Origin of the sequence: Salinicoccus halodurans (genome assembly GCF_900114445.1) — a bacterium.
GTDB lineage: Bacteria > Bacillota > Bacilli > Staphylococcales > Salinicoccaceae > Salinicoccus > Salinicoccus halodurans.
On record NZ_FOTB01000002.1, the window covers coordinates 50,632 to 77,376 of the forward strand.

At 46.6% G+C, this 26,745-nt stretch carries 25 protein-coding genes and 1 other annotated feature; of the genes, 3 read left to right on the forward strand and 22 right to left on the reverse strand.

Features of this window, described 5'->3' with window-relative positions:
* Positions 1-2 precede the first annotated feature (2 nt).
* Positions 3-944 (reverse strand): L-threonine 3-dehydrogenase, encoded by a 942-nt coding sequence (locus BM271_RS04520; RefSeq protein WP_046791251.1) that lies wholly within the window; start codon positions 942-944, stop codon positions 3-5.
* A gap of 16 nt (positions 945-960) precedes the next feature.
* Entirely contained in the window at positions 961-2,151 is a 1,191-nt protein-coding gene (locus tag BM271_RS04525) for a glycine C-acetyltransferase (RefSeq protein ID WP_046791252.1), read from the reverse strand.
* Positions 2,152-2,287: 136 nt separating this feature from the next.
* Between BM271_RS04525 and BM271_RS04530 the strand changes: the two genes are divergently transcribed.
* From BM271_RS04530 to BM271_RS04540, 3 genes are read left to right on the forward strand one after another with little or no spacing between them, the layout of a single operon-like run.
* Positions 2,288-3,478: an amidohydrolase gene (locus tag BM271_RS04530; RefSeq protein ID WP_046791253.1), complete on the forward strand. Its 1,191-nt coding sequence runs from the start codon at positions 2,288-2,290 to the stop codon at positions 3,476-3,478.
* Positions 3,451-4,641, forward strand: a complete 1,191-nt coding sequence (locus BM271_RS04535) for an amidohydrolase (RefSeq protein ID WP_046791254.1) — start codon at positions 3,451-3,453, stop codon at positions 4,639-4,641. The genes BM271_RS04530 and BM271_RS04535 overlap by 28 nt, the downstream gene beginning before the upstream one ends.
* Complete coding sequence (locus BM271_RS04540) at positions 4,638-5,810, forward strand: M20 metallopeptidase family protein (RefSeq protein ID WP_052749919.1); 1,173 nt, start codon at positions 4,638-4,640, stop codon at positions 5,808-5,810. Before BM271_RS04535 ends, BM271_RS04540 begins: the two co-directional genes overlap by 4 nt.
* A 90-nt stretch (positions 5,811-5,900) precedes the next feature.
* Here the strand turns inward: BM271_RS04540 and tuf are convergent, their stop codons facing one another.
* The 20 genes from tuf to cysE all read right to left on the reverse strand — a co-directional run bounded on the left by tuf (position 5,901) and on the right by cysE (position 26,484).
* Positions 5,901-7,088, reverse strand: a complete 1,188-nt coding sequence (gene tuf, locus BM271_RS04545) for an elongation factor Tu (protein WP_046791255.1) — start codon at positions 7,086-7,088, stop codon at positions 5,901-5,903.
* A gap of 120 nt (positions 7,089-7,208) precedes the next feature.
* Complete coding sequence (fusA, locus tag BM271_RS04550; RefSeq protein ID WP_046791256.1) at positions 7,209-9,290, reverse strand: elongation factor G; 2,082 nt, start codon at positions 9,288-9,290, stop codon at positions 7,209-7,211.
* A 61-nt stretch (positions 9,291-9,351) separates the two neighbouring features.
* Positions 9,352-9,822 (reverse strand): 30S ribosomal protein S7, encoded by a 471-nt coding sequence (rpsG, locus tag BM271_RS04555; RefSeq protein ID WP_046791257.1) that lies wholly within the window; start codon positions 9,820-9,822, stop codon positions 9,352-9,354.
* Between the two features lie 54 nt (positions 9,823-9,876).
* Positions 9,877-10,296, reverse strand: coding sequence for a 30S ribosomal protein S12 (gene rpsL, locus BM271_RS04560; protein ID WP_046791258.1), 420 nt, complete (start codon positions 10,294-10,296; stop codon positions 9,877-9,879).
* A 268-nt stretch (positions 10,297-10,564) separates the two neighbouring features.
* A complete protein-coding gene (rpoC, locus tag BM271_RS04565) occupies positions 10,565-14,188 on the reverse strand; it encodes a DNA-directed RNA polymerase subunit beta' (RefSeq protein ID WP_046791259.1) in 3,624 nt (1,207 codons plus the stop codon).
* Positions 14,189-14,225: 37 nt separating this feature from the next.
* A complete protein-coding gene (gene rpoB / locus BM271_RS04570) occupies positions 14,226-17,762 on the reverse strand; it encodes a DNA-directed RNA polymerase subunit beta (protein WP_046791260.1) in 3,537 nt (1,178 codons plus the stop codon).
* Positions 17,763-17,992: 230 nt separating this feature from the next.
* The gene (locus tag BM271_RS04575) at positions 17,993-18,598 is read right to left on the reverse strand and encodes a class I SAM-dependent methyltransferase (RefSeq protein WP_046791261.1); all 606 of its coding nucleotides are present in this window, start codon (positions 18,596-18,598) and stop codon (positions 17,993-17,995) included.
* 95 nt (positions 18,599-18,693) lie between these two features.
* Positions 18,694-19,059, reverse strand: coding sequence for a 50S ribosomal protein L7/L12 (gene rplL, locus BM271_RS04580; protein ID WP_046791262.1), 366 nt, complete (start codon positions 19,057-19,059; stop codon positions 18,694-18,696).
* A 36-nt stretch (positions 19,060-19,095) separates the two neighbouring features.
* Positions 19,096-19,596 carry a 50S ribosomal protein L10 gene (gene rplJ / locus BM271_RS04585; protein WP_046791263.1) on the reverse strand — a complete coding sequence of 167 codons (501 nt, stop codon included), beginning with the start codon at positions 19,594-19,596 and terminating at the stop codon, positions 19,096-19,098.
* Positions 19,597-19,625: 29 nt separating this feature from the next.
* Positions 19,626-19,770 (reverse strand) — a sequence feature (ribosomal protein L10 leader region).
* Between the two features lie 41 nt (positions 19,771-19,811).
* Positions 19,812-20,513, reverse strand: a complete 702-nt coding sequence (gene rplA / locus BM271_RS04590) for a 50S ribosomal protein L1 (protein WP_046791264.1) — start codon at positions 20,511-20,513, stop codon at positions 19,812-19,814.
* Positions 20,514-20,591: 78 nt separating this feature from the next.
* Positions 20,592-21,017, reverse strand: coding sequence for a 50S ribosomal protein L11 (gene rplK / locus BM271_RS04595; RefSeq protein ID WP_046791265.1), 426 nt, complete (start codon positions 21,015-21,017; stop codon positions 20,592-20,594).
* A gap of 141 nt (positions 21,018-21,158) precedes the next feature.
* A complete protein-coding gene (gene nusG, locus BM271_RS04600) occupies positions 21,159-21,698 on the reverse strand; it encodes a transcription termination/antitermination protein NusG (RefSeq protein ID WP_046791266.1) in 540 nt (179 codons plus the stop codon).
* A 19-nt stretch (positions 21,699-21,717) separates the two neighbouring features.
* A complete protein-coding gene (secE, locus tag BM271_RS04605; RefSeq protein WP_046791267.1) occupies positions 21,718-21,894 on the reverse strand; it encodes a preprotein translocase subunit SecE in 177 nt (58 codons plus the stop codon).
* A 19-nt stretch (positions 21,895-21,913) separates the two neighbouring features.
* A complete protein-coding gene (rpmG, locus tag BM271_RS04610) occupies positions 21,914-22,051 on the reverse strand; it encodes a 50S ribosomal protein L33 (protein ID WP_074924539.1) in 138 nt (45 codons plus the stop codon).
* 37 nt (positions 22,052-22,088) lie between these two features.
* A complete protein-coding gene (locus tag BM271_RS04615) occupies positions 22,089-22,685 on the reverse strand; it encodes a sigma-70 family RNA polymerase sigma factor (RefSeq protein WP_143544904.1) in 597 nt (198 codons plus the stop codon).
* A 104-nt stretch (positions 22,686-22,789) separates the two neighbouring features.
* Entirely contained in the window at positions 22,790-23,317 is a 528-nt protein-coding gene (locus BM271_RS04620; protein WP_046791269.1) for an NYN domain-containing protein, read from the reverse strand.
* A 2-nt stretch (positions 23,318-23,319) separates the two neighbouring features.
* On the reverse strand, positions 23,320-24,060 hold the full coding sequence (gene rlmB / locus BM271_RS04625) for a 23S rRNA (guanosine(2251)-2'-O)-methyltransferase RlmB (RefSeq protein ID WP_046791270.1): 741 nt from the start codon (positions 24,058-24,060) through the stop codon (positions 23,320-23,322).
* On the reverse strand, positions 24,053-24,457 hold the full coding sequence (locus tag BM271_RS04630) for a Mini-ribonuclease 3 (RefSeq protein WP_234960433.1): 405 nt from the start codon (positions 24,455-24,457) through the stop codon (positions 24,053-24,055). Before BM271_RS04630 ends, rlmB begins: the two co-directional genes overlap by 8 nt.
* Complete coding sequence (gene cysS / locus BM271_RS04635) at positions 24,450-25,844, reverse strand: cysteine--tRNA ligase (RefSeq protein ID WP_046791272.1); 1,395 nt, start codon at positions 25,842-25,844, stop codon at positions 24,450-24,452. Before cysS ends, BM271_RS04630 begins: the two co-directional genes overlap by 8 nt.
* Positions 25,828-26,484: a serine O-acetyltransferase gene (gene cysE, locus BM271_RS04640; protein WP_046791273.1), complete on the reverse strand. Its 657-nt coding sequence runs from the start codon at positions 26,482-26,484 to the stop codon at positions 25,828-25,830. Before cysE ends, cysS begins: the two co-directional genes overlap by 17 nt.
* Positions 26,485-26,745: the final 261 nt, after the last annotated feature.

Sequence of the window (26,745 nt, forward strand, 5' to 3'; positions counted from 1 at the left end):
TATCATTTATTTCGTATCGCTTCCAACATGATTTCTGTCATTTTGGCGAGATTATATTTGGGTTCGAAGTCCCACTGGCGGACTGCATGACTTGCATCAATCACATTTGGCCAGCTCTCTGCAATGCCCTGACGCACAGGATCGACATCGTAATCCACTTCAAATGCCGGGATATGCTTTCTGATTTCATTCGCAACCATTTCCGGATTGATGCTCATCGCAGTCACATTGAATGCATTACGGTCTTCAAGCCTCGATGCGTCTGCCTCCATCAGTTTGATGGTTGCATCGATTGCATCGTCCATATACATCATATCCATATTCGTATCTTTATCAATATATGAAGTATATCTTCCGGTTCTTATCGCTTCAAAATAAATTTCCACCGCGTAATCCGTTGTCCCGCCGCCCGGTTCTTTCACATGTGAAATGAGGCCGGGGAATCTGAGACCACGGGTGTCCACACCAAATTTTTCAAAGTAGTAGTCGCATAATAATTCTCCTGCGACCTTGTTCACGCCGTACATTGTCGTCGGACGCTGTACAGTGACCTGTGGCGTGTTCTCCTTAGGCGTGGACGGACCGAAAGCGCCTATTGAACTTGGTGTGAAGAACTGCAGGCTGAACTCTCTTGAGAGTTCCAGTGCATTTACAAGGCCGCCCATGTTGATGTCCCATGCAAGCTGGGGATCCTTCTCGCACGTCGCACTGAGCAGCGCTGCCATATGCATGATCGTGTCCGGTTTGAAAGTTGCAGCAATCTCTTTCAGCCGGTCCATATCACGCACATCCAGTATTTCAAATGGCTTCCCTTTGAGCTGTTCATCTTCCGGCTCTTTTATATCCGTTGGCAAAACATTCTCTTCGCCATACCTCTCTCTCAGTTTTAAAGTAAGTTCCGTACCAATCTGACCGAGAGCCCCTGTTATTATAATTCGTTCCATTGTGTACTCCTTCGTTTTATGAGATTACATTGAGTTCCCTGCCGACTTTTTCGTAGATGCGGAGTGCTTCATCGAGCATCTCTTTCGTATGTGCTGCGGTCGGCATATTTCTCACACGACCCGTGCCTTTCGGTACTGTAGGGAAGACGATGGATTTTGCATATACGCCTTCTTCCATAAGACGCTTTGAAAATTCCTGTGTCGTTTTTTCATCGCCGATCATGCAAGGTGTAATCGGTGTTTCAGAATTGCCGATATCAAATCCGAGTTCCTTGAGACCTTTTTTGAGATAGTCCCCATTTTCCCAGAGTCTGTCGTGCAGTTCTGTGGAATCCATCAGCATCTGGACCGCTTCTGTGATCGCACGTGTGTCCCCCGGTGTCAATGATGTCGAGAAGAGGAACGGACGCGCAGCCACTTTCAGATAATCGATCAGATCCTGTGAACCTGCGACATATCCGCCTACCACACCGATCGCTTTGGATAAAGTACCCATCTGGAGATCGATATCATTCTGCAGACCGAAATGCTTCACGGTACCTGCCCCTTTGCCCATCACTCCTGATCCATGTGCATCATCCACATAAGTGATCAGATCGAATTCCTTGGCGATTTCAACAATCTCCGGCAGCAGCGCAACATCGCCGTCCATTGAGAATACACCATCTGTGATGTACATCACTTTTTTATACAGCCCTGACTCGACCGCCTCTTTCGCTTTCTTTCTGAGGTCGTCCATATCCGAGTGGTTCACACGGATGATTTTCGCACGGGAAAGACGGCATCCGTCAATGATGGAAGCATGATTCAGCTCATCGGACAGAATCGCGTCTTCCTTGTTCATCACCGCCTGTATAGCTGCCATATTACAGTTGAAACCGGATTGGAATGCAACCGCCGCTTCCGTCCCCTTGAATTCAGCAAGCTTACCCTCCAGTTCAACATGAAGATCAAGTGTACCGTTGATTGTACGGACCGCCCCTGCACCGACTCCATGAGAATCAATCGCCTCTTTTGCCACTTTTTTCAGCGTCTCATCTGTCGCCAGACCCAGGTAGTTGTTGGAAGACAGATTGATCAGTTTTTTACCTTCGATTGTAATTTCAGGGCCATTTGCGCCTTCCACTACATTGATCTCATTGTACAGTCCATTGTCCTTTAACTCCTGCAGGTTCTCCGCAAGATATTCGTCCAAAATTTTAGACATCCCAAATCTCCTCCTCTTTTCTTTATCATATCACAAGTGAATACTGACTTAGAATCGAAATACAGCGATCTATAATGTTTATAAAACTCCGAAAATTTGATAAAATTATCTAATACAATTTATGGAGGCGAAAGTCATGGAAATTAAAGAAATTGCAGAAGCCATTCTGCCGAAAATGATTGAAACAAGACGCTATATGCATATGCATCCTGAAGTTTCTTTTCATGAAAAGGAAACATATAAATACATACTGGAACGTTTGAGAGAGTACCCGGACCTGTCCATAAAAGAAAATGTCGGCGGTGGCGGGCTGCTCGCTACAATCGGCAATGAGTCGCACCCCCATATTGCGGTGCGGGCAGACTTCGACGCCCTTCCAATCCAGGATGAGAAGGATGTGCCTTATAAATCCACTGTGGATGGTGTTATGCATGCATGCGGGCACGATGCACATACAAGCACTCTGCTTGCCCTTGTGGATACCGTCTACAACAATAGGCATAATCTGAACGGCAGAGTCTCCTTCCTCTTCCAGTTTGCGGAAGAAGTGCAGCCGGGCGGTGCGATTTCCATGGTAAGGGACGGCGTACTTGACGGCATCGACAAAGTGTACGGTCAGCACTACTGGAGCCAGTATCCAACGGGACTCATCAAAACGAAACCGGGTCCGCTTGTGGCAAGTCCCGATTATTTTGAGATCACCATCCAGGGCAAAGGCGGTCATGCTGCCCATCCTCACGATGCCGTCGATCCGATTGTCATTGTCTCGGAACTCATCACAAGCCTGCAGGCAACCGTTGCCAGACAGGTTTCCCCGCTTGATAATGCAGTCGTCACTGTAGGCAAAGTGCGCTCCGGGGATGCTTTCAATGTCATTCCTGATACAGCGACCATCACCGGCACGGTCCGTACATTCAAACAGGAAACGAAGCAGATGATCCACGACATCTTCCACAGGGAAGCGACGCTCACCGCTGAAAAACGGGGAGCAACAGCGGATGTCCTATACAATTTCGGTTATCCGGCAGTCATCAACCATGAAGCGGAAGCCGAAGTCATCCGTCAGGCAGCGGATGGCGCTGGCATCGAGTTCGAAGAATCAAAACCACTGATGATCGGGGAAGACTTCTCATACTTCATAAACGAGCGTCCCGGTGCATTTTTCTTCACAGGCTCCGGCAATCATGAAAAGCTGAGCGATTTTGTACATCACCATCCTAAGTTTGATATGGATGAAGATGCGATGGTCAGCGGTCTGTCCATGTTTATGAAAATACTGGAAATCGAGCAGGTGATTGAATGGAAACAAGCATCATTGAAAAACTGACACAGGAAAACTACAACGAGCTGGTCAGGCTCCGCAGGCATTTCCACATGTATCCGGAACTTTCATTCCAGGAAGTCCAGACTCCTGCATACATTGCGGAGTATTTGAGAGAACTCGGGCTTGAAGTGCAGGAAGGCATTGGCGGACGCGGTGTTGTCGGACGCCTGCGGGTCGATGATGCACTGCCGACGGTGGCACTCCGCGCCGACTTTGATGCCCTCCCCATCCAGGATGCAAAAGACGTCCCCTATAAATCGACGGTGCCGGGTGTCATGCACGCCTGCGGCCATGACGCGCATACTGCCGTGGTGCTGACAACCGCCCGCATCCTCGCGCAGCATAAAGAGGATCTCTCGGGAAATGTCGTCTTCATCTTCCAGCATGCGGAAGAAGTTGATCCGGGCGGTGCAATCCAGATGATTGCTGATGGCTGTCTGGATGGTGTCGATGCGATATTCGGACAGCATGTCACGAGCAGCCTCGATGTCGGAACGATTGGGTACAAATACGGTATAGCGACAGGCATGCCGGATGACTTTACAGTCAAGATTCACGGACGCGGAGCACACGCATCAAAACCACATGTCGCAATCGATCCGGTGGCAGCCGCTATTTCATTCTGTAACCAGCTGCAGTATGTGGTGACAAGAAAATCAAAGCCGATGGAACCTGTCGTCCTGTCGATTACGATGTTCAATGGCGGCCACCAGCACAACGTGATACCTGATGTAGTCACAGTCGGCGGAACAATCCGTACTTTCACACCGGAAGCCCAGAATCTGATGATCACTGAGCTGAAAAAATGCCTGGAAGGCCTTGTGACCACCACCGGCATTTCATATGATCTGGACTACATGAAAGGCTATCCACCGGTCGTAAACGATAAAGATATAACAGATATTATACTTGAATCCGCAAAAGAGATTTCAACCGTCAAAGAGACAGAGGAACTGGAACCTGATTTGGGCGGGGAAGACTTCTCCTATTATCTGCAGCGGGTTCCCGGGACTTTTTATTACACAGGAACACGCAATCCGAATTTCAAAGCGGATTATCCGCATCATCATGCCAAATTTGATATTGATGAAAAAGGATTGGTAAACGCTGTATCCGTTATGCTTAAATCCGTATTTAAGTTTTTTGAGAAGGAGACGAAACAATGATGGACATTACCAGAGAAATAGAATCCCGTTATGAGGATATGGTCGCAATCAGGCGCCACATGCACATGAATCCTGAGGTTTCATTTCAGGAAGAAAATACGAAACAATATATATTTGACCAGATCAAAGACTTCGGCTTTGATATCAGAAGGGATGTCGGCGGCAACGGCATTGTTGCAAGGCTTCATGTGGATGACAGCTTTAAAACTATCGGACTGCGTGCCGACTTCGATGCCCTCCCTATCCATGACGAAAAGGATGTACCCTATAAATCACAGGTTGAAGGAGCGATGCATGCATGTGGGCATGACGCCCATACCGCAATGCTGATTACAGCTGCGCGCATCCTCTCCGAACACAAAGACCAGCTTCCGGTCAATGTGGTCTTCATACACCAGCATGCCGAGGAAGTACTGCCCGGCGGTGCAAAATCCATGGTTGAAGCCGGCGCACTTGATGGTGTAGATTATGTATTCGGCCAGCATGTATCCAGCAACTACCCAGTGGGGACACTGTCATATACATATGACTATGCTTACGCCAGTGCGGATTCCTTTACAATCAAAGTCCAGGGGCAAGGCGGCCACGGGGCGGAACCTCATGAGGCTGTAGACCCTGTCGTTGCAACTGCTTCATTGATCCAGCAGTTGCAATCCATCGTTTCACGCACAACCGATCCATTGAAATCCGCAGTAGTGACCGTCGGTACATTCAACAGCGGCACAGTATTCAACGTCATTCCGGATACAGCAGAAATCCGCGGAACTGTACGCACTTTCGAAAGAGAAGTAAAAGAAAAAGTGCAGCACCGCATCGAAGGCATTGCGAGAGGAATCGAATCCAGTTTTGATGTACAATGCACGGTGGAATATGCAGATGGCTATCCTGCTCTTCTTAATGACAATGACCATGTTGATCATGTGGTCGATGTCATGAAAGACGCTGAATATGTAAAAATCACAGAGGAAAACCTGCCGTCCATGGGCGGAGAAGACTTTGCATATTTCCTGCAGAATAAACCCGGTGCCTATGTTTACACAGGTGTCCGGAACAGCGGCATTAAAGCCGACTATCCTCATCATCATCCAAAATTCGATATTGATGAAACAGGAATGAAAGCCGGTGTGGAAACACTGCTTAAAATAGTGTTGGGATTTAAAGATAAGTAATTTACCGGAGTGCGCATTGCACTCCGGTTTTTCATTGCATAAAAAAGAAGCCTGGACAAAATGTCCAGGCTTCAGCTTTTTATACTGAAATTATTTGATGATGTCAGTTACAACGCCTGATCCAACAGTACGTCCACCCTCACGGATAGAGAAACGCGTACCATCTTCGATAGCGATTGGAGAAATGAGTTCAACTGTCATTTCAACGTTGTCGCCAGGCATAACCATTTCAGTTCCTTCTGGGAGGTTAACAACACCAGTTACGTCAGTTGTACGGAAGTAGAACTGAGGACGGTAGTTGTTGAAGAATGGAGTGTGACGTCCACCTTCTTCTTTTGAAAGAACATAAACTTCAGCTTTGAAGTTTGTGTGTGGAGTGATGGATCCAGGTTTAGCAAGTACTTGTCCACGCTGGATGTCTTCACGTGCTACACCACGGAGCAAAGCACCGATGTTGTCGCCAGCTTCTGCGTAGTCAAGAAGCTTACGGAACATTTCAACACCTGTAACTGTTGTTTTACCGGATTCTTCAGTAAGACCGATGATTTCAACTTCGTCACCGACTTTGATTTGTCCACGGTCAACACGGCCAGTTGCAACTGTACCACGACCAGTGATTGAGAACACGTCCTCAACTGGCATCATGAATGGTTTGTCAGAGTCACGCTCTGGAGTTGGAATGTAAGTGTCTACAGCTTCCATCAATTCCAGGATTTTGTTTTCGTATTCTTCAACGCCTTCAAGAGCTTTAAGAGCTGAACCAGCAATTACAGGGATGTCGTCGCCAGGGAAGTCGTATTCAGAAAGAAGTTCACGAACTTCCATTTCAACAAGTTCAAGAAGCTCTTCGTCGTCTACCATGTCAACTTTGTTAAGGAATACAACAAGTGCTGGTACACCAACGTTACGTGAAAGCAGGATGTGCTCACGAGTTTGTGGCATTGGGCCGTCTGCAGCAGATACTACAAGAATACCGCCGTCCATTTGAGCAGCACCAGTGATCATGTTTTTAACGTAGTCAGCGTGACCTGGGCAGTCAACGTGCGCATAGTGACGAGTTTCTGTTTCATACTCGATATGAGACGTGTTGATTGTGATACCACGTTCTTTTTCTTCCGGTGCGTTGTCGATCTGAGCGTAGCTCTGAGCTTCACCAGAACCTCTTTTAGCGAGAACAGTTGCGATAGCAGCTGTTAGAGTTGTTTTACCGTGGTCAACGTGACCAATTGTACCAATATTGGCATGTGTTTTGGAACGGTCAAATTTTTCTTTAGCCATTTTGTTATACCTCTCCTTAAAATAAGTTTTTTTATTTGAAACTCGGGGCGGGGGAGCCCCGCCTCAAGGTGTTTCTAAATCACTTATAAATGATTTAGGTGTAAAAATCAAGCCAGCTGATTATTCACCTTTGTTTTTCTTGATGATTTCTTCAGAGACAGATTTAGGAACTTCTTCGTAATGGTCGAACGCCATAGTGTAAGTACCACGTCCCTGCGTATTTGAACGCAGGCTTGTAGCGTAACCGAACATTTCGGACAGTGGAACGAAAGCATTGACTACTTGTGCGTTACCGCGGGCAGCCATACCTTCAACACGTCCACGACGGCTCGTTACGTCACCCATGATATCACCCATGTACTCTTCAGGCATTACGATTTCCACTTTCATCATCGGTTCAAGGAGAACCGGCTGACATACTTTTGCGGCTTCTTTAAGAGCTAATGAAGCTGCGACTTTAAACGCCATCTCAGAGGAGTCGACGTCGTGGTATGAACCATCGAAAAGTCTCGCTTTGATGTCAACAAGCGGGTATCCTGCAAGCACACCATTGTCGAGTGAGTCTCTAAGACCCGCTTCAACGGATGGAATGTATTCGCGCGGAACCACACCACCAACGATATTGTCGATGAATTCAAATCCGGCGCCCTGCTCGTTCGGTGTGAACTCGATGTGTACGTCACCATACTGACCGCGTCCACCGGACTGACGGGAGAATTTCCCTTGTACGGAAGCTCCAGTTTTGAATGTTTCACGGTAGGATACCATTGGGGCTCCAACGTTACATTCAACTTTGAATTCGCGTTTCATACGGTCTACAAGAACGTCAAGGTGAAGCTCACCCATACCGCCGATGATGACCTGTCCTGTTTCGTTATCCGTACGTGCCGTGAATGTAGGATCCTCTTCCTGCAGTTTCACAAGCGCTGTTGTCATTTTGTCCTGGTCCGCTTTGGACTTAGGCTCTACAGACAGGTGGATAACCGGTTCAGGGAATTCCATTGATTCCAGAATAACCTGGTTTTTCTCATCACAGAGTGTATCCCCTGTACCTGTATCTTTAAGACCGACCGCTGCAGCGATGTCGCCTGCGTGAACAGAGGAAATCTCTTCACGGGAGTTCGCGTGCATTTGCAGGATACGCCCTACGCGTTCACGCTTGTCCTTAGATGTGTTTCTGATGTATGATCCGGAATCCAAAGTACCGGAGTACACACGGAAGAAAGTCAGTTTACCTACGAACGGATCTGTCATGACTTTGAAGGCAAGGGCCGCAAACGGGGCGGAATCATCTGGTTTAGCAATGATTTCCTCATCTTCGTTGTCTTTCTTATGACCAACGATCGGCTTGACATCAAGTGGTGAAGGAAGGTAGTCGATAACTGCGTTTAGAAGCAGCTGGACCCCTTTGTTTTTGAATGCTGTACCACACATAACCGGGTAGAATTCAACATCACAAGTAGCCTGGCGGATTGCTGCCATCAGCTCATCCCTGGAGATATCTTCTCCACCAAGATATTTCTCCATGATATCTTCATTCACATCAGCAAGTCCTTCAATAAGGGACTCTTTGAGTTCTTGGGCTTTGTCTTTATATTCGTCAGGAATTTCGATTTCTTCAATTTCTGTACCTAGGTCGTTACCATAGTTATAGGCTTTCATGTCGATCAGGTCAATGATGCCTGTGAAGTTATCTTCAGCACCGATTGGGTATTGAATCGGATGTGCATTCGCCTGAAGGCGCTCTCTGATAGTACCTACAGAATATTCGAAGTCAGCTCCTACTTTGTCCATCTTGTTGACGAAAACAACGCGTGGAACGCCGTAAGTTGTTGCCTGTCTCCAAACAGTTTCAGTCTGCGGCTCAACACCGGACTGTGCATCGAGTACAGTTACCGCACCATCAAGTACACGGAGGGAACGTTCAACTTCAACAGTGAAGTCTACGTGTCCTGGTGTATCGATGATGTTTACACGGTGGCCATCCCACTGAGCTGTAGTGGCAGCTGAAGTGATCGTGATTCCACGTTCCTGCTCCTGCTCCATCCAGTCCATCTGGGATGCCCCTTCGTGAGTTTCACCAAGTTTGTGGATACGGCCTGTGTAATAAAGAATACGTTCAGTTGTCGTAGTCTTACCAGCATCGATGTGTGCCATGATACCGAGGTTACGAGTTTTTTCTAAAGAGAATTCTCTTGCCATTGGTATTCTTTTCTCCTTCCAGGAAATGGGTTGAAATTTTAAGGCTGTATTTACCCGCCTACTACCAACGGTAGTGTGCGAATGCTCTGTTAGCCTCTGCCATTTTGTGTGTTTCTTCGCGTTTCTTGACAGCACCGCCTGTGTTGTTGGCAGCGTCAAGAATTTCATTTGCAAGACGTTCTTCCATTGTCTTTTCCCCACGCAGACGTGCGTAGTTCACAAGCCAACGAAGTCCGAGAGTCGTACGGCGTTCTGCACGTACCTCAACTGGCACCTGGTAGTTGGATCCACCAACACGGCGAGCTTTAACTTCAAGTACCGGCATGATGTTATCGATTGCTTCATCGAACACTTCCATAGCATCTCTGCCTGAACGTTCCTGTACAAGATTAAATGCAGAATAGAGAATTCTTTGGGAAGTACCGCGCTTTCCGTCAACCATCATTTTGTTGATGAGTTTTGTCACAAGCTTGGAGTTGTGAATCGGATCCGGCAATACGTCTCTTTTGGCAACTGGTCCTTTACGTGGCATAGTTAGCCTCCTTTCAAATAGTTGATTTAGAATGCTTCCGTAAAATACGGTTCATTATTTTTTCGCTTTAGGTTTCTTAGTACCGTATAGGGAGCGTCCCTGTCTGCGAGTGTCGACACCGGAAGTGTCAAGCGCACCGCGTACGACATGGTAACGTACACCTGGCAGGTCTTTTACACGTCCGCCGCGGATCAGTACTACACTGTGTTCCTGGAGGTTGTGTCCGATACCGGGAATGTATGCATTCACTTCGATATTATTTGAAAGTCTCACACGGGCATATTTACGTAGAGCAGAGTTCGGTTTCTTAGGAGTCATCGTACCCACACGAGTGCAGACACCACGTTTTTGTGGAGCTGTTTCGTTTGTGACACGCTTCTTAAGACTGTTGAATCCTCTGTTCAGAGCTGGTGAGTCTGATGATTTTGATTTAGACTGACGAGATTTTCTAACGAGCTGGTTAATAGTTGGCATGTTATTCCTCCTCTCTTTTCTTAATCCCACACATCCAGGTGGTTCATTTTTTGGGTATAAAAAATGTGTAAGAAAAAATTCTTACATTTCAACATTTTGTATCTCTAGAGAAAGGCATAAAGCCCCCATATAGAGTAACCTTAATTATAGTATCATCCGAACTTTGCAAAGTCAAGAACTATCATTTTCAAATTTTATTCTTCTTTAAGGTTTTTTATAATGAAGACCGGGATTATCCATCCCGGTCAAATTGTTTATTACTGAAGTATTATTCTTCGACCAATACTTCTTCCTGTTTCGTTTCAACAGGTTTTGATTCAACATCTATCTCAACATCACGGTATTTCGGCATACCGGTACCGGCAGGAATCAGCTTACCGATGATGACGTTCTCTTTAAGACCGAGAAGTTCATCACGCTTGCCTTTGATTGCAGCATCCGTAAGTACTCTTGTTGTTTCCTGGAAGCTGGCTGCAGAAAGGAAGCTTTCTGTTTCAAGGGAAGCTTTTGTGATACCGAGAAGTACAGGTTTTGCTGTTGCAGGACGTTTACGTTTCTTAAAGATATCTTTATTGGCATCCGTGAAGTGGTGGATGTCCACTAAAGCACCTGGAAGAAGTTTGGTTTCTCCTGCGTCGATGATCCTCACTTTTCTGAGCATCTGTCTTACCATGACTTCGACGTGTTTATCATCGATTTCAACACCCTGCATGCGGTACACTTTCTGGACTTCTTTGAGCAGATATTCCTGAGTGCGGTTCAAGCCTGCAATCGTCAGGAGTTCTTTAGGTTCGATTGAACCTTCGTTGAGCGGCTGTCCCGGTTCGATCGCGTCGCCGATATCCACTATCAATCTGGCAGTGGCAGGTACAGTGTACGATTTCGTTTCCTGTTCGCCCTTGATCTTGACCTCCTGCTGACGGTCTTTCACAATTTCGATATCGGTGACAGCACCGCGGATTTCAGAGACGACAGCCTGTCCTTTCGGGTTACGGGCTTCAAACAGCTCCTGGATACGCGGCAGACCCTGAGTGATGTCGCTTCCTGCTACACCACCTGTGTGGAATGTACGCATTGTAAGCTGTGTACCCGGTTCACCGATGGATTGTGCAGCGATTGTACCAACCGCTTCACCGGCCTCGACTTTTTCACCAGTTGCAAGGTTTTTACCATAACAGCGTTCACATACACCATGACGCGTGTTGCAGGTAAACGCAGAGCGGATATACATCTCTTCTATGCCGCTTGATACGATCTCTTTGGCAAGCTCTGCTGTAATCAGTTCGTTTGATTGAACAAGGATTTCGTCAGTTTCCGGATGTCTTACCGTCTCTTTCGAGTAACGGCCTTCAAGGCGGTCGATCAGCGGTTCGATCAGTTCGGAACCTTCTGTGAGGGCCGAAACAAGCAGTCCCTTGTCTGTACCGCAATCTTCTTCACGGACGATGACATCCTGTGCAACATCAACAAGACGGCGTGTCAGATAACCTGAGTCCGCAGTCTTAAGTGCTGTATCCGCAAGACCTTTACGTGCACCGTGAGTCGAAATGAAGTACTCGAGTACTGTCAGTCCTTCACGGAAGCTTGATTTGATCGGAAGTTCAATGATCTGTCCGGACGGGTTGGCCATCAGACCGCGCATGCCGGCAAGCTGCGTAAAGTTAGATGCGTTACCACGGGCACCGGAGTCACTCATCATGAAGATAGGGTTCAGTCGGTCCAGTGATTCCATCAGCCGTGCCTGAATAACGTCTTTCGCCTTGGTCCAAAGTTCAATTACAGCTCCATAGCGTTCTTCTTCTGTAATGAGACCGCGTGTAAACTGTTTTTGAACTTTTTCCACTTTTTCTTCCGTTTCATTAATGATTTCCTGTTTATCAGGAAGTACCACGATGTCGGATACACCTACCGTGATACCCGCTTTGGAAGAATATTTGAATCCGAGGTCTTTCATCAAGTCCAGCATTACGGAAGTTTCTGTAATGTGGAATTTGTTAAATACTTCAGCGATGATCTGACCAAGGAATTTCTTGTTGAATGGATCGCCGATCGGCGTTTCTTCAAACTTGGCTCCGAGTCCGGCTTCTCCCAGTTCCGATGCCTTGACAAAGTAGCGGTCCGGCGTTTTGAACTCCAGGTTTTCTCTCGTCGGTTCATTGATATAAGGGAAGGATGGCGGCATGATCTGGTTGAAAATAACTTTACCTGTCGTCGTCATCAGGATCTTGCCTTCATTTTCTTCAGACACTTTTTCAACTTCATAAGCATTTGTATGCACACCGATACGAGTGTGGAGGCCTACATAACCGTTCTGGTATGCCATGACCACTTCATTCGCATCTTTGAAAATGTGACCTTCGCGTGCTTCATTTTCCCTCTCAAGCGTCAGGTAGTAGTTACCCAATACCATATCCTGTGATGGTGTAACAACCGGCTTACCATCTTTCGGGTTAAGAATGTTCTGTGCAGCAAGCATCAGCATGCGCGCTTCCGCCTGGGCCTCTTTTGAAAGAGGTACGTGAACCGCCATCTGGTCACCATCAAAGTCGGCGTTATACGCTGTCGTTACAAGCGGGTGAAGACGGATTGCACGGCCTTCGATCAATGTCGCTTCGAACGCCTGGATACCCAGACGGTGAAGCGTTGGCGCACGGTTCAGGAGCACCGGGTGCTCTTTTATGACATCTTCGAGTACATCCCAGACTTCATTTTCCATACGCTCAATCTTGCCTTTGGCATTTTTGATGTTTGTTGCCATTTCACGCTCGACAAGTTCTTTCATTACGAAAGGCTTGAAGAGTTCCAGTGCCATTTCTCTCGGGAGTCCACACTGGTACATTTTCAGGGACGGACCTACAACGATAACGGAACGGCCTGAATAGTCGACACGCTTACCGAGCAGGTTCTGACGGAAACGTCCCTGTTTACCTTTGAGCATGTGGGACAGTGATTTAAGCGGACGGTTACCCGGCCCTGTCACAGGACGGCCACGGCGTCCGTTATCAATCAGAGCATCCACGGCTTCCTGCAGCATACGCTTCTCATTTTGCACAATGATGCCCGGCGCACCAAGGTCAAGAAGACGTTTCAGACGGTTGTTGCGGTTGATCACACGACGGTAAAGGTCGTTAAGATCACTCGTTGCAAAACGTCCGCCGTCAAGCTGGACCATCGGACGGATTTCCGGCGGTATGATCGGCAGTACATCCAGGATCATCCATGCAGGATTATTTCCTGAACTGCGGAATGATTCTACAACTTCAAGGCGTTTGATTGCTCTTGTCAGGCGCTGTCCTGTTGCCGTTTCAAGTTCTTTTCTGAGCATTTCGAGCTCTTCTTCAAGCTTCACATCATCAAGCAGATCCCTGATTGCCTCGGCACCCATTTTTGCAGTGAAAGTGTTGCCGTGCTTATCGTAGTATTCACGATATTCACGCTCCGTCAGCAGCTGCTTTGGTTCAAGGCCGGTAGATCCCGGTTTGATTACTGCGTATGAAGCAAAATAAATTACTTCTTCAAGTGAACGTGGTGACATATCCAAAAGCAGCCCCATACGGGACGGGATGCCCTTGAAATACCAGATATGGGAAACTGGGGCAGCCAGTTCGATGTGCCCCATTCTCTCACGTCTTACTTTGGCACGGGTTACTTCAACGCCGCAGCGGTCACAGACCATGCCTTTATATCTTACACGCTTATACTTACCACAGCTGCACTCCCAGTCCTTTGTCGGACCGAAAATCTTCTCGCAAAACAGACCGTCACGCTCAGGTTTAAGCGTCCTGTAGTTGATTGTTTCCGGTTTTTTAACTTCCCCGAAAGACCAGGAACGGATCTTTTCAGATGAAGCTAAACCTATTTTCATATATTGGAATCTATTAACATCTATCAATGAGCTTTCCTCCCTAAAGTTTTATCAAGCTCAGTCATCACTCAGTTACATCTTCAGTTTTAGTATCAGTGTTCTCACTCAAGTTAACCTGATTGGATGCTTCATCCTCTTCGGTATCTCTCATTTCAATCTCTTCATCGTTCTCATCGAGGATGTTGACATCAAGACCAAGACTTTGAAGTTCCTTCATCAATACGCGGAATGACTCAGGCACACCAGGTTTAGGGACGTTTTCTCCTTTGACAATCGCTTCATATGTTTTCACACGTCCGACTGTATCATCGGATTTGACTGTCAGGATTTCCTGCAGGGTATATGCGGCACCGTAGGCTTCAAGTGCCCACACTTCCATCTCACCAAAGCGCTGTCCACCGAACTGCGCTTTACCGCCGAGCGGCTGCTGCGTAACAAGTGAGTATGGCCCGGTACTTCTGGCATGCAGCTTATCATCTACCATGTGTGCAAGTTTCAGCATGTACATTACACCGACGGAAATACGGTTCTCGAATGGTTCGCCTGTCCGGCCGTCATAAAGAACTGTCTTACCATCTCGGGCAAGTCCTGCTTCTTCCATTGTGCCCCATACGTCTTCTTCATTGGCACCATCAAAGACCGGTGACGCCATTTTAAGACCCATGGCTCTTGCTGCCATACCCAGATGAAGTTCAAGTACCTGTCCGATATTCATACGGGATGGTACCCCAAGCGGGTTAAGCATGATGTCAATCGGTGTACCATCCGGCAGATATGGCATGTCTTCTTCCGGAAGTATTCTGGAAATTACACCTTTGTTACCGTGACGGCCACACATTTTATCGCCTACGCTGATTTTTCTCTTCTGTACGATGTAAACACGGACGAGCTGGTTAACTCCAGGAGAAAGTTCATCTCCATCTGCACGGTTGAACACTTTGACATCAAGGACGATGCCACCTGCACCGTGTGGCACGCGAAGGGAAGTATCACGGACTTCTCTTGCTTTCTCACCGAATATTGCATGCAGGAGACGTTCTTCCGCTGTAAGTTCCGTAACCCCTTTAGGCGTCACTTTACCAACGAGGATATCGCCGTCCTTAACTTCGGCACCGATATGCACAATGCCTCTGTCATCAAGTTTCTTGAGCGCGTTGTCGGATACGTTGGGAATATCGCGTGTAATTTCTTCAGGTCCGAGTTTAGTATCACGGGACTCGGATTCATATTCCTCAATATGGATGGATGTATATACATCTTCCTTCACGAGACGTTCACTCATGATGACAGCATCCTCATAGTTATAACCGTCCCATGTCATGAAGCCGACTACAACGTTTCTTCCAAGAGCCATCTCACCACTGTCCATCGAAGGTCCGTCAGCAAGGATTTCTCCTTTGGAAACAACGTCTCCGGCTGCGACGATAGGTTTCTGGTTATAGCATGTCCCTGAGTTGGAACGGATGAATTTAGACAGGTTATAGATATCTTTTTCAGTTTCTATTTCTTTGCCGTTCTCTTCTTCAATACGGCGCACATGCACTTCATTCGCTGCCACATGTTCGACACGGCCTTTATAGCGGGATACAATCGCCGCTCCGGAATCACGTGCTGCGACGTGTTCCATACCGGTACCGATATGCGGAGATTCAGGAATCAGGAGAGGTACCGCCTGACGCTGCATGTTCGCACCCATCAAGGCACGGTTGGAGTCATCGTTCTCAAGGAACGGAATACATGCTGTCGCTGCGGATACTACCTGTTTCGGTGAAACGTCCATGTAGTCCATGCGTTCTCTGTCCATCTTAGTGTTGTTACCACGGAAACGGCAGAGGATCTCTTCATTGATGAATGAACCGTCTTCTTCAAGCGCGGCGTTCGCCTGTGCGACCACATAGTTGTCCTCTTCATCAGCAGTAAGGTAGTCGATATGGCCCGTTACCTTATTTGTTTCCGGGTCTACCCGGCGGTAAGGCGTCTCAATGAAGCCGAACTCGTTTACACGGGCATAGCTTGACAGTGAGTTGATCAGACCTATGTTCGGTCCCTCAGGCGTTTCAATCGGACACATACGGCCGTAGTGGGAATAGTGTACGTCACGCACTTCCATGCCGGCACGCTCACGTGTGAGACCACCGGGTCCGAGGGCTGACAGACGACGTTTATGCGTCAATTCTGCAAGCGGGTTTGTCTGGTCCATGAACTGGGAAAGCTGCGAGCTTCCGAAGAACTCTTTAATGGACGCAATCACAGGTCTGATGTTGATCAGCTGCTGCGGAGTAATGGACTCAGTATCCTGGATGGACATGCGTTCTCTTACAACACGTTCCATGCGGGAGACACCGATTCTGAACTGGTTCTGCAGCAATTCACCCACAGAACGCAGACGACGGTTCCCCAGGTGGTCGATATCATCTGTATGGCCTACGCCATGGAGCAGGTTAAAGAAATAGCTCATTGATGCAATGATATCGGACGGCGTAATGGACTTGACCTCTACATCAGGGAAAGCATTTCCGATGATTGTAGTTGTCCCCTCCTCCTGGCTCGGGGCTTCCACTTTGATGGACTGTACTTCTACAGGCTCATCAAGCAGACCGTTTTCCAGGTGATAGGTTTCAAGGTTGGCATTGGATTCAAGCACTTCAAGAATGCTGTCCAGAGTGCGGCGGTCAATTGTTGTGCCAGTCTCTGCCACGATCTCTCCGGTTTCTTTATCAACGATAGGTTCCGCGAGCACTTGGTTGAACAGGCGGTTCTTAAGGTGAAGTTTTTTATTCATCTTGTAGCGGCCGACGTTTGCAAGATCATAACGCTTCGGATCGAAGAACCTTGAATACAGCAGGTTTCTTGCATTCTCAACTGTAGGCGGTTCGCCCGGGCGAAGTCGTTCGTAGATTTCTAGGAGCGCCTGGTCTACTGTTTCTGTCGTATCTTTTTCCAGTGTGTTTCTGATATGTTCATTGTCACCAAGGAGTTCTACGATCTCCTGGTCAGTAGAAAAGCCGAGAGCTCTGAGCAATACTGTCATAGGCAGTTTGCGAGTACGGTCAATCCTTACATATACGATATCTTTAGCGTCGATTTCGTATTCGAGCCATGCACCACGGTTTGGAATTACCGTAGCCCCAAAGCTTGTCTTTCCGTTTTTGTCGAGCTTCTCTGAATAATAGACAGATGGGCTGCGAACAAGCTGAGATACGATAACACGTTCAGCACCATTGATAATGAAAGTACCTGTATCTGTCATCAGTGGGAAGTCGCCCATGAACACTTCCTGTTCTTTGACCTCTCCAGTTTCCTTGATGACGAGACGTACTTTAACACGCAGCGGTGCAGAATATGTTGCATCATGGTTCTTTGCTTCATCCTCATCATATTTCGGTTCACCCAGTTTGTAGTCCACAAACTCAAGTGACATATTGCCAGTAAAGTCTTCTACAGGCGAGATGTCTTTAAACATCTCAATTAGACCGGTCTTCAGGAACCACTCATAAGACTTTGTCTGGATTTCGATCAGGTTAGGCAGATCCAATTTCTCTTCGATACGTGCATAGCTTCTGCGTTTAGCGTGTCTTCCATATTGAATCAGTTGACTCATCGACAGATTCACCCCTATTAAAAATTACGTAAAACATTCACCGAAGCAGTTAAACAGTCAATAAGACAAAAAGAAAACGGAATCGCTTCACAACCCCATTTCCTATTTATATTCATTAACTATATTTAATACGCTCCTATCAACAGTAAACAAAAGTGCATACTTATTGACATTATATTTTTACATTCTATAACTATATCACAGTACATTTGTCAAGTCAAATTTTATAATTAATAATTCTTGACACCTTTTAGAACATGATAGCCTTTTTCGTTCGTGATTGATTCCGCATTCCCAAAAGATGCTTCAATAGCTTTCTTATACGACGGCATCCCCTGTTTTTTCTGGACTACCATGTAGAAAACTCCGCCGGCAGACAATCTGTCGGCCGCATCTTCGATGATGGATAGAATCACCGGTTTCCCAGCACGGAATGGAGGGTTTGTAATATACAGATCAGCATTTGAAGTGCTCTTGTCAGCATCATATTCAGACCGGTTTAAGACATTGGCATCAACATCATTCTTCTCCGCATTTTGCCGGCAGATTTCAATTGCATCCTCATTCACTTCTACCATGATCGGCTGCATGCCGAGTGCATCTCCGACGACAATTCCGATGGGTCCATATCCCGCTCCCATGTCAATGAACAAAGAATTCCCCGCCCCATGAAAATCGGCGATTACAGCGTCAATCAACACCTTCGAACCAAAGTCGATGCGCTCGCGTGAGAACACGCCCCGGTCGGTGATGAAATGATATGTCTTTCCCGCGCGTTGGAATTCTATCTCCTTGAAATCATGCTCAGTATCATCATTTGTAAAATAATGCGCCATTCAATCACTCCTAAAAAGTCATCAATGTTTTAATAATTAAAAAAAGGCCCATTTAAACATGATGTTTAACATGAGCCTTCTGGTTTACACAAAAATTATTTAAGTTCTACGCTTGCGCCAACTTCTTCAAGTTTAGCTTTAAGTTCTTCAGCCTCTTCTTTGGAAGCAGCTTCTTTAACAACTTTAGGAGCGCCGTCAACAAGTTCTTTAGCGTCTTTCAAGCCAAGACCAGTTGCTTCACGTACAGCTTTGATGACTTTGATCTTGGAAGATCCAGCATCAGTAAGTTCTACATCGAATTCAGTCTGCTCTTCAGCTGCTGCTTCTCCAGCACCTGCTCCTGCCGCTGCTACTGGAGCTGCTGCAGTTACGCCAAATTCTTCTTCAATCGCTTTAACTAGGTCGTTAAGTTCTAGAACGGACATTTCTTTAATCGCTTCAATGATTTTTTCGTTAGTCATTATAATTCCTCCGTTAATAATTTTTTAGTTAGGATATTAAGCTTCTTCGTTCTCTTTCTGTTCGCCGACAGCTTTAACTGCATAAGCGAAGTTGCGTACCGGTGCCTGAAGTACAGATAGCAGCATAGAAACAAGACCGTCTTTGTTCGGCAGTGTTGCAATTGCTTTAACATCTTCAGCCGGTGTAAATGCACCTTCGATGATGCCTGCTTTGATTTCAAGCGCTTCATGCCCTTTAGAAAATTCGTTGATGATCTTCGCTGGCGCAATCACGTCTTCATTTGAAAATGCAATTGCATTCGGGCCAGTCAGGAACTCATTGATTTCTGTAAGTTCAGCTTTTTCAGCTGCACGGCGAGTCATCGTGTTTTTGTAAACTTTGAATTCCACACCAGCATCACGAAGCTGTTTACGCAGTTCAGTCATTTCAGATACTGAAAGCCCACGGTAATCAACAAGTATTGTTGACACAGAGTTTTTCAGCTGCTCGGAAATAGCATCGACATGTTGTGATTTAGCTTCAATTACGTTTGACATAGTTACACCTCCATAATTTTTGTGTATCCGGTGCATTAAAAAAAGCACCTTTTACCCACGGCAAAAAGTGCTTGAACATTTAAATTAAGATTCAAGTCGTTTTCGTTGCCTCGGCAGGATGATATTTTAAGTACTGTGTACTCCTACTGTCTTAGGTAATTATTTAAAATACAACTGCAACTATACACAACCGAGCTGCAGTTGTCAATATACAATTACTTAGTTTCTTCGATAGCATTCAGGTCAACTTTGATTCCAGGACCCATAGTTGAAGACACTGCAACAGATTTGAAGTAAGCACCTTTTGCAGATGCCGGCTTCGCTTTTTGAAGTGCATCGTAGATTGTCTGGAAGTTATCAGCAAGTTTTTCTCCATCGAAGGAGACTTTACCGATAGCTGCATGGACGATACCGGATTTCTCAGCACGGTATTCAACTTTACCAGCTTTGATTTCTTCTACAGCTTTAGTTACATCCATAGTCACGGTACCGGTTTTCGGGTTCGGCATAAGACCTTTCGGTCCAAGTACGCGTCCCAGTTTACCAACTTCACCCATCATGTCAGGTGTTGCCACGATGACATCGAAGTCGAACCATCCACCGTTGATTTTATCGATGTATTCTTTTTCTCCTACATAATCTGCTCCTGCAGCTTCTGCTTCTTTAGCTTTGTCGCCTTTAGCGAATACCAATACACGCTGTGACTTACCAGTACCATGCGGCAGTACGATTGCTCCGCGGATCTGCTGGTCATTTTTACGTGTATCAATACCGAGACGGAATGCTACTTCTACAGAAGCGTCGAAGTTAACAGTGCTTGTTTCCTGAGCAAGTTTAACTGCTTCTTCTACTGAGTATGCAGAAGACTGGTCAAACTTTTCAAGAGCTGCCTGATACTTTTTACTTCTCTTAGCCATTACTATTCCTCCTTGTGGTTATAGCGGGTAATCCTCCCACGTTTGTATTAATACGTTATTCATTAAAGTTTGATTTAATTACTTTTCTACAGAGAAGCCCATGCTTCTTGCTGTACCTTCGACCATGCGCATAGCCGCTTCCACGCTTGCAGCGTTAAGGTCTTCCATTTTTGTTTCTGCAATTTCACGTACTTGCGCTTCAGTTACAGTTGCCACCTTGTTCTTGTTAGGTTCGCCGGAACCTTTTTCAACACTTGCCACTTTCTTAAGCAGAACAGCAGCCGGTGGAGTTTTTGTAATGAAAGTGAAAGAACGGTCCTCAAATACGGAAATTTCAACCGGAATGATGAGACCAGCCTGTTCTTGTGTACGCGCATTGAATTCTTTACAGAATCCCATGATGTTTACACCTGCTTGACCTAGCGCCGGACCTACCGGTGGTGCTGGGTTAGCCTTACCTGCAGGAATCTGCAATTTCACAACGTTGATTACTTTTTTAGCCACGATGTGCACCTCCTCGTTATCGTGATGTGGTCATAGGATGTTATAGTTTTCATCCTCCCACTCGCATCCATAAAAAGATGGCCGAATAAAAATTCGACCATAATAATATACCATCTCTTGACATGAATTACAAGTGAGTTATTACAATTTTTCAATCTGATCGAATTCGACTTCAACCGGTGTTTCACGCCCGAACATTTCTACAAGCACAGTGAGTTTATAACGTTCTTCATCAATCGAGCTGATTTGGCCCGCCTGGTTTTTGAACGGTCCGTCAATAATGCTTACCGATTCACCGACTTCGACTTCGAAGTCGACCGTCCGTTCAACCATACCCATGGATTTAAGGATGAATTTCGCTTCCTCAGGCAGCAGCGGATTCGGTTTGCTTCCCGCTCCCTGGGATCCCACAAATCCTGTAACACCCGGAGTATTCCTTACAACATACCAGGATTCATCCGTCATTACGAGTTCGACAAGAACGTAACCCGGGAATGTTTTCTTCATTGCAGTTTTACGTTTACCGTCCTTCAAAGTTGTCTCTTCCTCTTCGGGAATGACCACCCTGAAAATCTGGTCCTGCATATTCATGGACTCGACGCGCGCCTCGAGATTTTTTCTTACTTTGTTTTCATATCCGGAATAAGTATGGACAGCATACCAATTCTTTTCTCCTGACATAGCAGTATCTCTCCTTTTATTACATTAAGTCTATGATAGCGGAGATACCCAGGTCCAGCGCGTAGAAAAACGCCAGAAAGAATATCACTGTGAGCATGACGACCGTAGTGTAACGCACCGTCTCCTGACCTGTCGGCCAGCTTACTTTTTTCATTTCGCTAACGACATTCTGTAGGAAATTTTTATTATTAGACATTGATTGTTTCCTCCTGTAATCAGATGGAACTCTTATGAGTCGTATGCCGGTTGCATGTTTTGCAGTGTTTCTTAATCACGAGCCGTTCATTATGCTCAGTTTGTGTCGTATAGTTACGCGACCCGCATTCAGTGCACAGTAATGCCACTTTCATCATAAAATCCTCATTTCAATTCTAACTTACTATAACGATTTCAGGCCATGTTGTCAAATGACCCTTCAGGCTCCACGTCAAGGTCAAGGCGTTCTTTTTTACGCCTGACCCGGTACAGACTATTCGATACAGTCCTCCGGTCAACTTTCAGATGCCGTGAAATGCCATCCATCGTCCAGCCGTTTCTGAAAAGCCTGAGTATCCTCTGCTCGAACGGTGAACATACGCTTTTATCACCGAGAAGATATTCAAGCTGCTCTTCCCTGACCAAAAGCTCCATCGGATCTGTCACAGTCGTGTCGCGGGAGTCCCCCACCTCAAAATTAATGGTCTGAGCCCTGCGGACGTATTCCCTGGTCCTCGTGGCACTGTATTCTTTTAGACGTTCAAACATCTCAAAACGGATGGAACGCATTACATAATGCCGGTATCTTCCCAGCTCATACTCGTACCGGTAGCACAGCCGAAGCGCGGACTCCATCATATCCTGTTCAACATCTTCCCTGTCATTATAGGCATTGGCGTACTTATGGCTCATCCGGATGATCTGCGGGCGCAAATATCTGTCTATCGCGTTGAATGCCTCCATATTCCCATCGTAGACTTGAATAGCCAGGTGGTCCAGTTCATCATCCATGCTTTCTTTTATAATAAAATAAAAGCTTGTAATCCGGTACAAAACAACCCCTCCTATACTGTGTTAAACAAATGATAAGAGGGATTGCCTTTTAATTCAATATGTCAAAAACGGCCGCGCCGCCATTTTTCAAGTTTTGCTTGAACATCTTTGCCGATATCAATTTTCTGCTTTGGCATTTTTTCATTAATTGCGTCCACTTTTCTGCTGATATTTTTTTCAGCCTCCGACAATGAAATCCACATTTCCCTTGAAGAGATCCGATAGGCACCGAGGGCGAATATCGCATTCTGCTCTGTCAGGTCACTCGTCACCACACTGATTTCACACAGGTGCGGATGGTAATTATCATGGACGAATCTTTCAATATACTCATCCGCCGTCTCTTTTTCTTTTGTGTATACCACCGTCACGCCGTGGAAATCAGCCACACTCTCCTGTGACTTCACTTCATAGGCATCAAACACACAGATGATTTCATATGTGGCAACAGCCTGATATTCAGATAATGCAGCAAGCACTTTTTCCCGGGGGACAACCATGGAATATAGAGACTCACGATGAAGCTCCTTATTCGCCCCAATCAGGTTATAGCCATCCACTACGAGCAGACGCCGTTTCTTCCGTTTCATGGCTATTCACTTCCGGCGGGATTCTGCCTGCGGTATACTTCATACATCAGAAGTGCCGCAGACACCGAGGCATTCAGACTCGTGATATGGCCCACCATCGGAATCCGGACGATGAAATCGCATTTTTCCAATGTCTTCCTGCTGATTCCCTTCCCTTCACTGCCGATGACCAGAGCAGTATTGACATCAGCTGCCAGTTCGCGGTAGTCCATTTTCCCTTTACCGTCACTGCCGGCGATCCAGAACCCTTTTTCTTTCAACGTATCAATCGTCTGATTGATATTCGTCACTCTGACTACAGGCACATGCTCAATCGCCCCTGTTGAAGTCTTCGCAACTGTATCCGTCAGCTGGACCGACCTGCGGTTCGGGATGATTACACCGTCGAACCCTGTGGCATCACATGTTCTTAAAATCGATCCCAGGTTATGCGGATCCTCCAACCCATCCAGAATGACTACATTCGCCCGTCTGCCTTCGATGTTTTCAAGCAGCCTTTCGAGCGGCATATATTCATGCGGACTCGCAAGGGCGATTACACCCTGGTGGCGTTCATCCGTCAAGCCATCAATTTTATTCTTCGGCACTGCCTGGACGACAATCTTACGCTTTTTGGCTATATCCAGTATTTCCCTGACCTGCCCTTTATTGATCGAATCCTGTATCATCACTTTATTGATGTCAGCGCCGCTCTGGAGCGCCTCTTTTACTGCGTGGCGTCCTGCAATCACGGAATCACTCATCGTCATCCCTCCCTCTTTCTATAATTTTTTCCATCAGAACGTCTATACGATCCTGCGCATCATGCAGTTCCAGCCAGCCGATCAGCGCCTCTATCCCCGAAGCGTTCCGGTATTCTTTGATGGTTGCATTTTTAGCCCGTGTCGCACTGGATTTGTTACGCGCCTTCTTGGCGATATCCCATTCGTCAGGCGATAAAATCCCTTCATTTTTCAAATAAAGCAATGCTTCCGATTGCGCGCGCGCACTGACAAGCTTATTCGCTTCCCTGTGCAGCTGCTCCGGCTTTAAATATGGTTTTTCTTTTATCAGGAATGTGCGGATATAGACGGCGTATACTGCATCTCCCAGAAATGCAAGTGACAAAGACGGGACATCGTCCATAGTAAACCTAGCCACGCCTGAAGCGCACGCCTTCCTTAGTATCTTCAAGTACAATGCCCTGCTCTTTCAATGAATCACGGATTTCATCCGCGCGTGCGAAGTCCCGGTTCGCCCTTGCAGTGTTACGTTCTTCAATCAAAGCCTCGATTTCTTCATCCAGCAGAATTTCCTCCCGGACAAGCCTCACTCCGAGTACCTCGCTGAACATGTCGAATGCATCTACAAAAGCCTCAAGCACTTCTTTGTCTGTAGTTGCCCCACGCATATATTTGTTGAGCTCAGTAGCCAGTTCATGCCATACGGTAATCGCATTCGCTGTGTTGAAATCATCATCCATATGACGTTCGAACGCTGCAATCTTCTCATCTATGATGCTTCGATACAGACCATCGTCTCCGCTGCCTACCGACGTTTCCAGACGCTCTTTTGCCTGGTGGTAGCTCGACTGGATGCGTTCCAACCCTGCCGCTGCCGCTTCCACGAGTTCACGGTTGTAGTTGATCGGGTTGCGGTAGTGCACGCTGATCATGAAAAACCTGAGCACGTTCGGGTCGATTTCTTTGATGATGTCATGCACAAGGATGAAGTTCCCGAGGGATTTGGACATCTTTTCATTATCGATGTTGATATAGCCGTTATGCATCCAGTAGTTCGCGAATGTCGCATCCGTCATGCATTCACTTTGTGCAATTTCATTCTCATGGTGCGGGAAAGTCAGATCCTGGCCGCCCGCATGGATGTCGATTGTATCTCCAAGGTGGCGGCGCGCCATCACGCTGCATTCGATGTGCCAGCCCGGCCGTCCCGCTCCCCACGGAGAATCCCATTTAATTTCGCCTTCTTTGGCCTGTTTCCATAAAACGAAATCGAGCGGGTCTTCTTTCTTCTCTCCGGATTCAATCCGTGCGCCCACCTTCAGATCATCTACAGACTGGTGGGAGAGTTTGCCATATTCATCAAAAGAGCGCGTTTTAAAATAAACGTCCCCATCAGACTCGTAAGCATGGCCTTTGTCAACGAGCACTTTGATGAATTTGATGATGTCGTCCATATGATCCATCACCCTGGGATGCTCAGTCGCCCGTTTCACATTGAGTGCGCCGGTATCTTCGAAAAAGGCATCTATGAACCTGTCTGCAATGACCGGAACCTCTTCCTTGAGCTCAATGGAAGCCTTGATCAGTTTGTCGTCGACATCCGTGAAATTGGATACGTAGTTCACTGTGTATCCTTTATACTCCAAATAACGCCTCACCGTATCAAACGCGATGGCGGGTCTTGCATTGCCGATATGGATATAATTGTAGACCGTAGGGCCACATACATACATTTTCACTTTGCCGTCTTCGAGCGGCTCGAAGTCTTCCTTTTGTCTCGTTAAAGAGTTAAATATGCGAACCATTTTCTACCTCGTTTCTGACTTCACTTCTAAAGTCCTTGATTTCATCTTCTATTCCCAGGATCATGTCCAGAATCGGATCAGGAAGATCAGTCTGGTTCAGATCCCGTGCATTATTCACTTTTTCTCCCGCCTGTTTGACCACGTGTCCCGGAATACCGACAACTGTGGAATCGCGGGGCACATCATGAAGTACCACCGAGTTGGCGCCTACTTTTGAATTCTCATGTATGCGGATGTTACCAAGCACTTTGGCACCTGCAGCGACAAGCACATTGTCATCCACATCCGGGTGCCTTTTCTTTTCTTCTTTACCCGTACCGCCGAGCGTTACTCCCTGGTAGATCGTCACATTGTTGCCAATCCGGCATGTTTCGCCAATCACTGTCCCCATACCATGGTCTATGAACAGCTTTTTGCCGATTTCAGCACCAGGATGAATTTCAATCCCGGTAATAAAGCGGCTCACCTGCGAGATGACCCGGGCACTTGTCGTAAAATTCCTCTTATAGAGCCGGTGCGCCAGTAAATGCGACCACACTGCATGAAGCCCGGAATACGTAAAGAATACTTCAAAGCGATTCTTTGCCGCCGGATCCATTTCAAGTACCATGTCGATATCTTCTTTTATTCTGCCAAACACTGCTCATCCCTCCAAGTCTGTTGATATAAATAAAAAGCCCCTGTCCCAATGATAGGACAGAGGCGCGAGCTGCACGGTTCCACTCTGTTTGCAAACTGAAAAGCCATCTGCACTTTAGATTATAAAATTATATATAGAGTGCAATTCTGATCAGTGAGCGGTTATCCTTTCAGCACCCGGACAATCTCTGTTTTCCGCCAATGACCATACTCCTGGTCCCTATATCGTCTTTATCATAAGCCATATGCATCCCGCCCGCAA

Bases quoted from the DNA above. Each gene is read 5' to 3' on its own strand.
- BM271_RS04520 (WP_046791251.1), bottom strand. From the start codon at position 944: ATGGAACGAATTATAATAACAGGGGCTCTCGGTCAGATTGGTACGGAA.
- BM271_RS04525 (WP_046791252.1), bottom strand. From the start codon at position 2,151: ATGTCTAAAATTTTGGACGAATATCTTGCGGAGAACCTGCAGGAGTTA.
- BM271_RS04530 (WP_046791253.1), top strand. From the start codon at position 2,288: ATGGAAATTAAAGAAATTGCAGAAGCCATTCTGCCGAAAATGATTGAA.
- BM271_RS04535 (WP_046791254.1), top strand. From the start codon at position 3,451: ATGGAAACAAGCATCATTGAAAAACTGACACAGGAAAACTACAACGAG.
- BM271_RS04540 (WP_052749919.1), top strand. From the start codon at position 4,638: ATGATGGACATTACCAGAGAAATAGAATCCCGTTATGAGGATATGGTC.
- tuf (WP_046791255.1), bottom strand. From the start codon at position 7,088: ATGGCTAAAGAAAAATTTGACCGTTCCAAAACACATGCCAATATTGGT.
- fusA (WP_046791256.1), bottom strand. From the start codon at position 9,290: ATGGCAAGAGAATTCTCTTTAGAAAAAACTCGTAACCTCGGTATCATG.
- rpsG (WP_046791257.1), bottom strand. From the start codon at position 9,822: ATGCCACGTAAAGGACCAGTTGCCAAAAGAGACGTATTGCCGGATCCG.
- rpsL (WP_046791258.1), bottom strand. From the start codon at position 10,296: ATGCCAACTATTAACCAGCTCGTTAGAAAATCTCGTCAGTCTAAATCA.
- rpoB (WP_046791260.1), bottom strand. From the start codon at position 17,762: ATGAGTCAACTGATTCAATATGGAAGACACGCTAAACGCAGAAGCTAT.
- BM271_RS04575 (WP_046791261.1), bottom strand. From the start codon at position 18,598: ATGGCGCATTATTTTACAAATGATGATACTGAGCATGATTTCAAGGAG.
- rplL (WP_046791262.1), bottom strand. From the start codon at position 19,059: ATGACTAACGAAAAAATCATTGAAGCGATTAAAGAAATGTCCGTTCTA.
- rplJ (WP_046791263.1), bottom strand. From the start codon at position 19,596: ATGTCAAACGTAATTGAAGCTAAATCACAACATGTCGATGCTATTTCC.
- rplA (WP_046791264.1), bottom strand. From the start codon at position 20,513: ATGGCTAAGAGAAGTAAAAAGTATCAGGCAGCTCTTGAAAAGTTTGAC.
- nusG (WP_046791266.1), bottom strand. From the start codon at position 21,698: ATGTCAGGAGAAAAGAATTGGTATGCTGTCCATACTTATTCCGGATAT.
- secE (WP_046791267.1), bottom strand. From the start codon at position 21,894: ATGTCTAATAATAAAAATTTCCTACAGAATGTCGTTAGCGAAATGAAA.
- rpmG (WP_074924539.1), bottom strand. From the start codon at position 22,051: ATGATGAAAGTGGCATTACTGTGCACTGAATGCGGGTCGCGTAACTAT.
- BM271_RS04615 (WP_143544904.1), bottom strand. From the start codon at position 22,685: ATGGATGATGAACTGGACCACCTGGCTATTCAAGTCTACGATGGGAAT.
- BM271_RS04620 (WP_046791269.1), bottom strand. From the start codon at position 23,317: ATGAAACGGAAGAAACGGCGTCTGCTCGTAGTGGATGGCTATAACCTG.
- rlmB (WP_046791270.1), bottom strand. From the start codon at position 24,060: ATGAGTGATTCCGTGATTGCAGGACGCCACGCAGTAAAAGAGGCGCTC.
- cysS (WP_046791272.1), bottom strand. From the start codon at position 25,844: ATGGTTCGCATATTTAACTCTTTAACGAGACAAAAGGAAGACTTCGAG.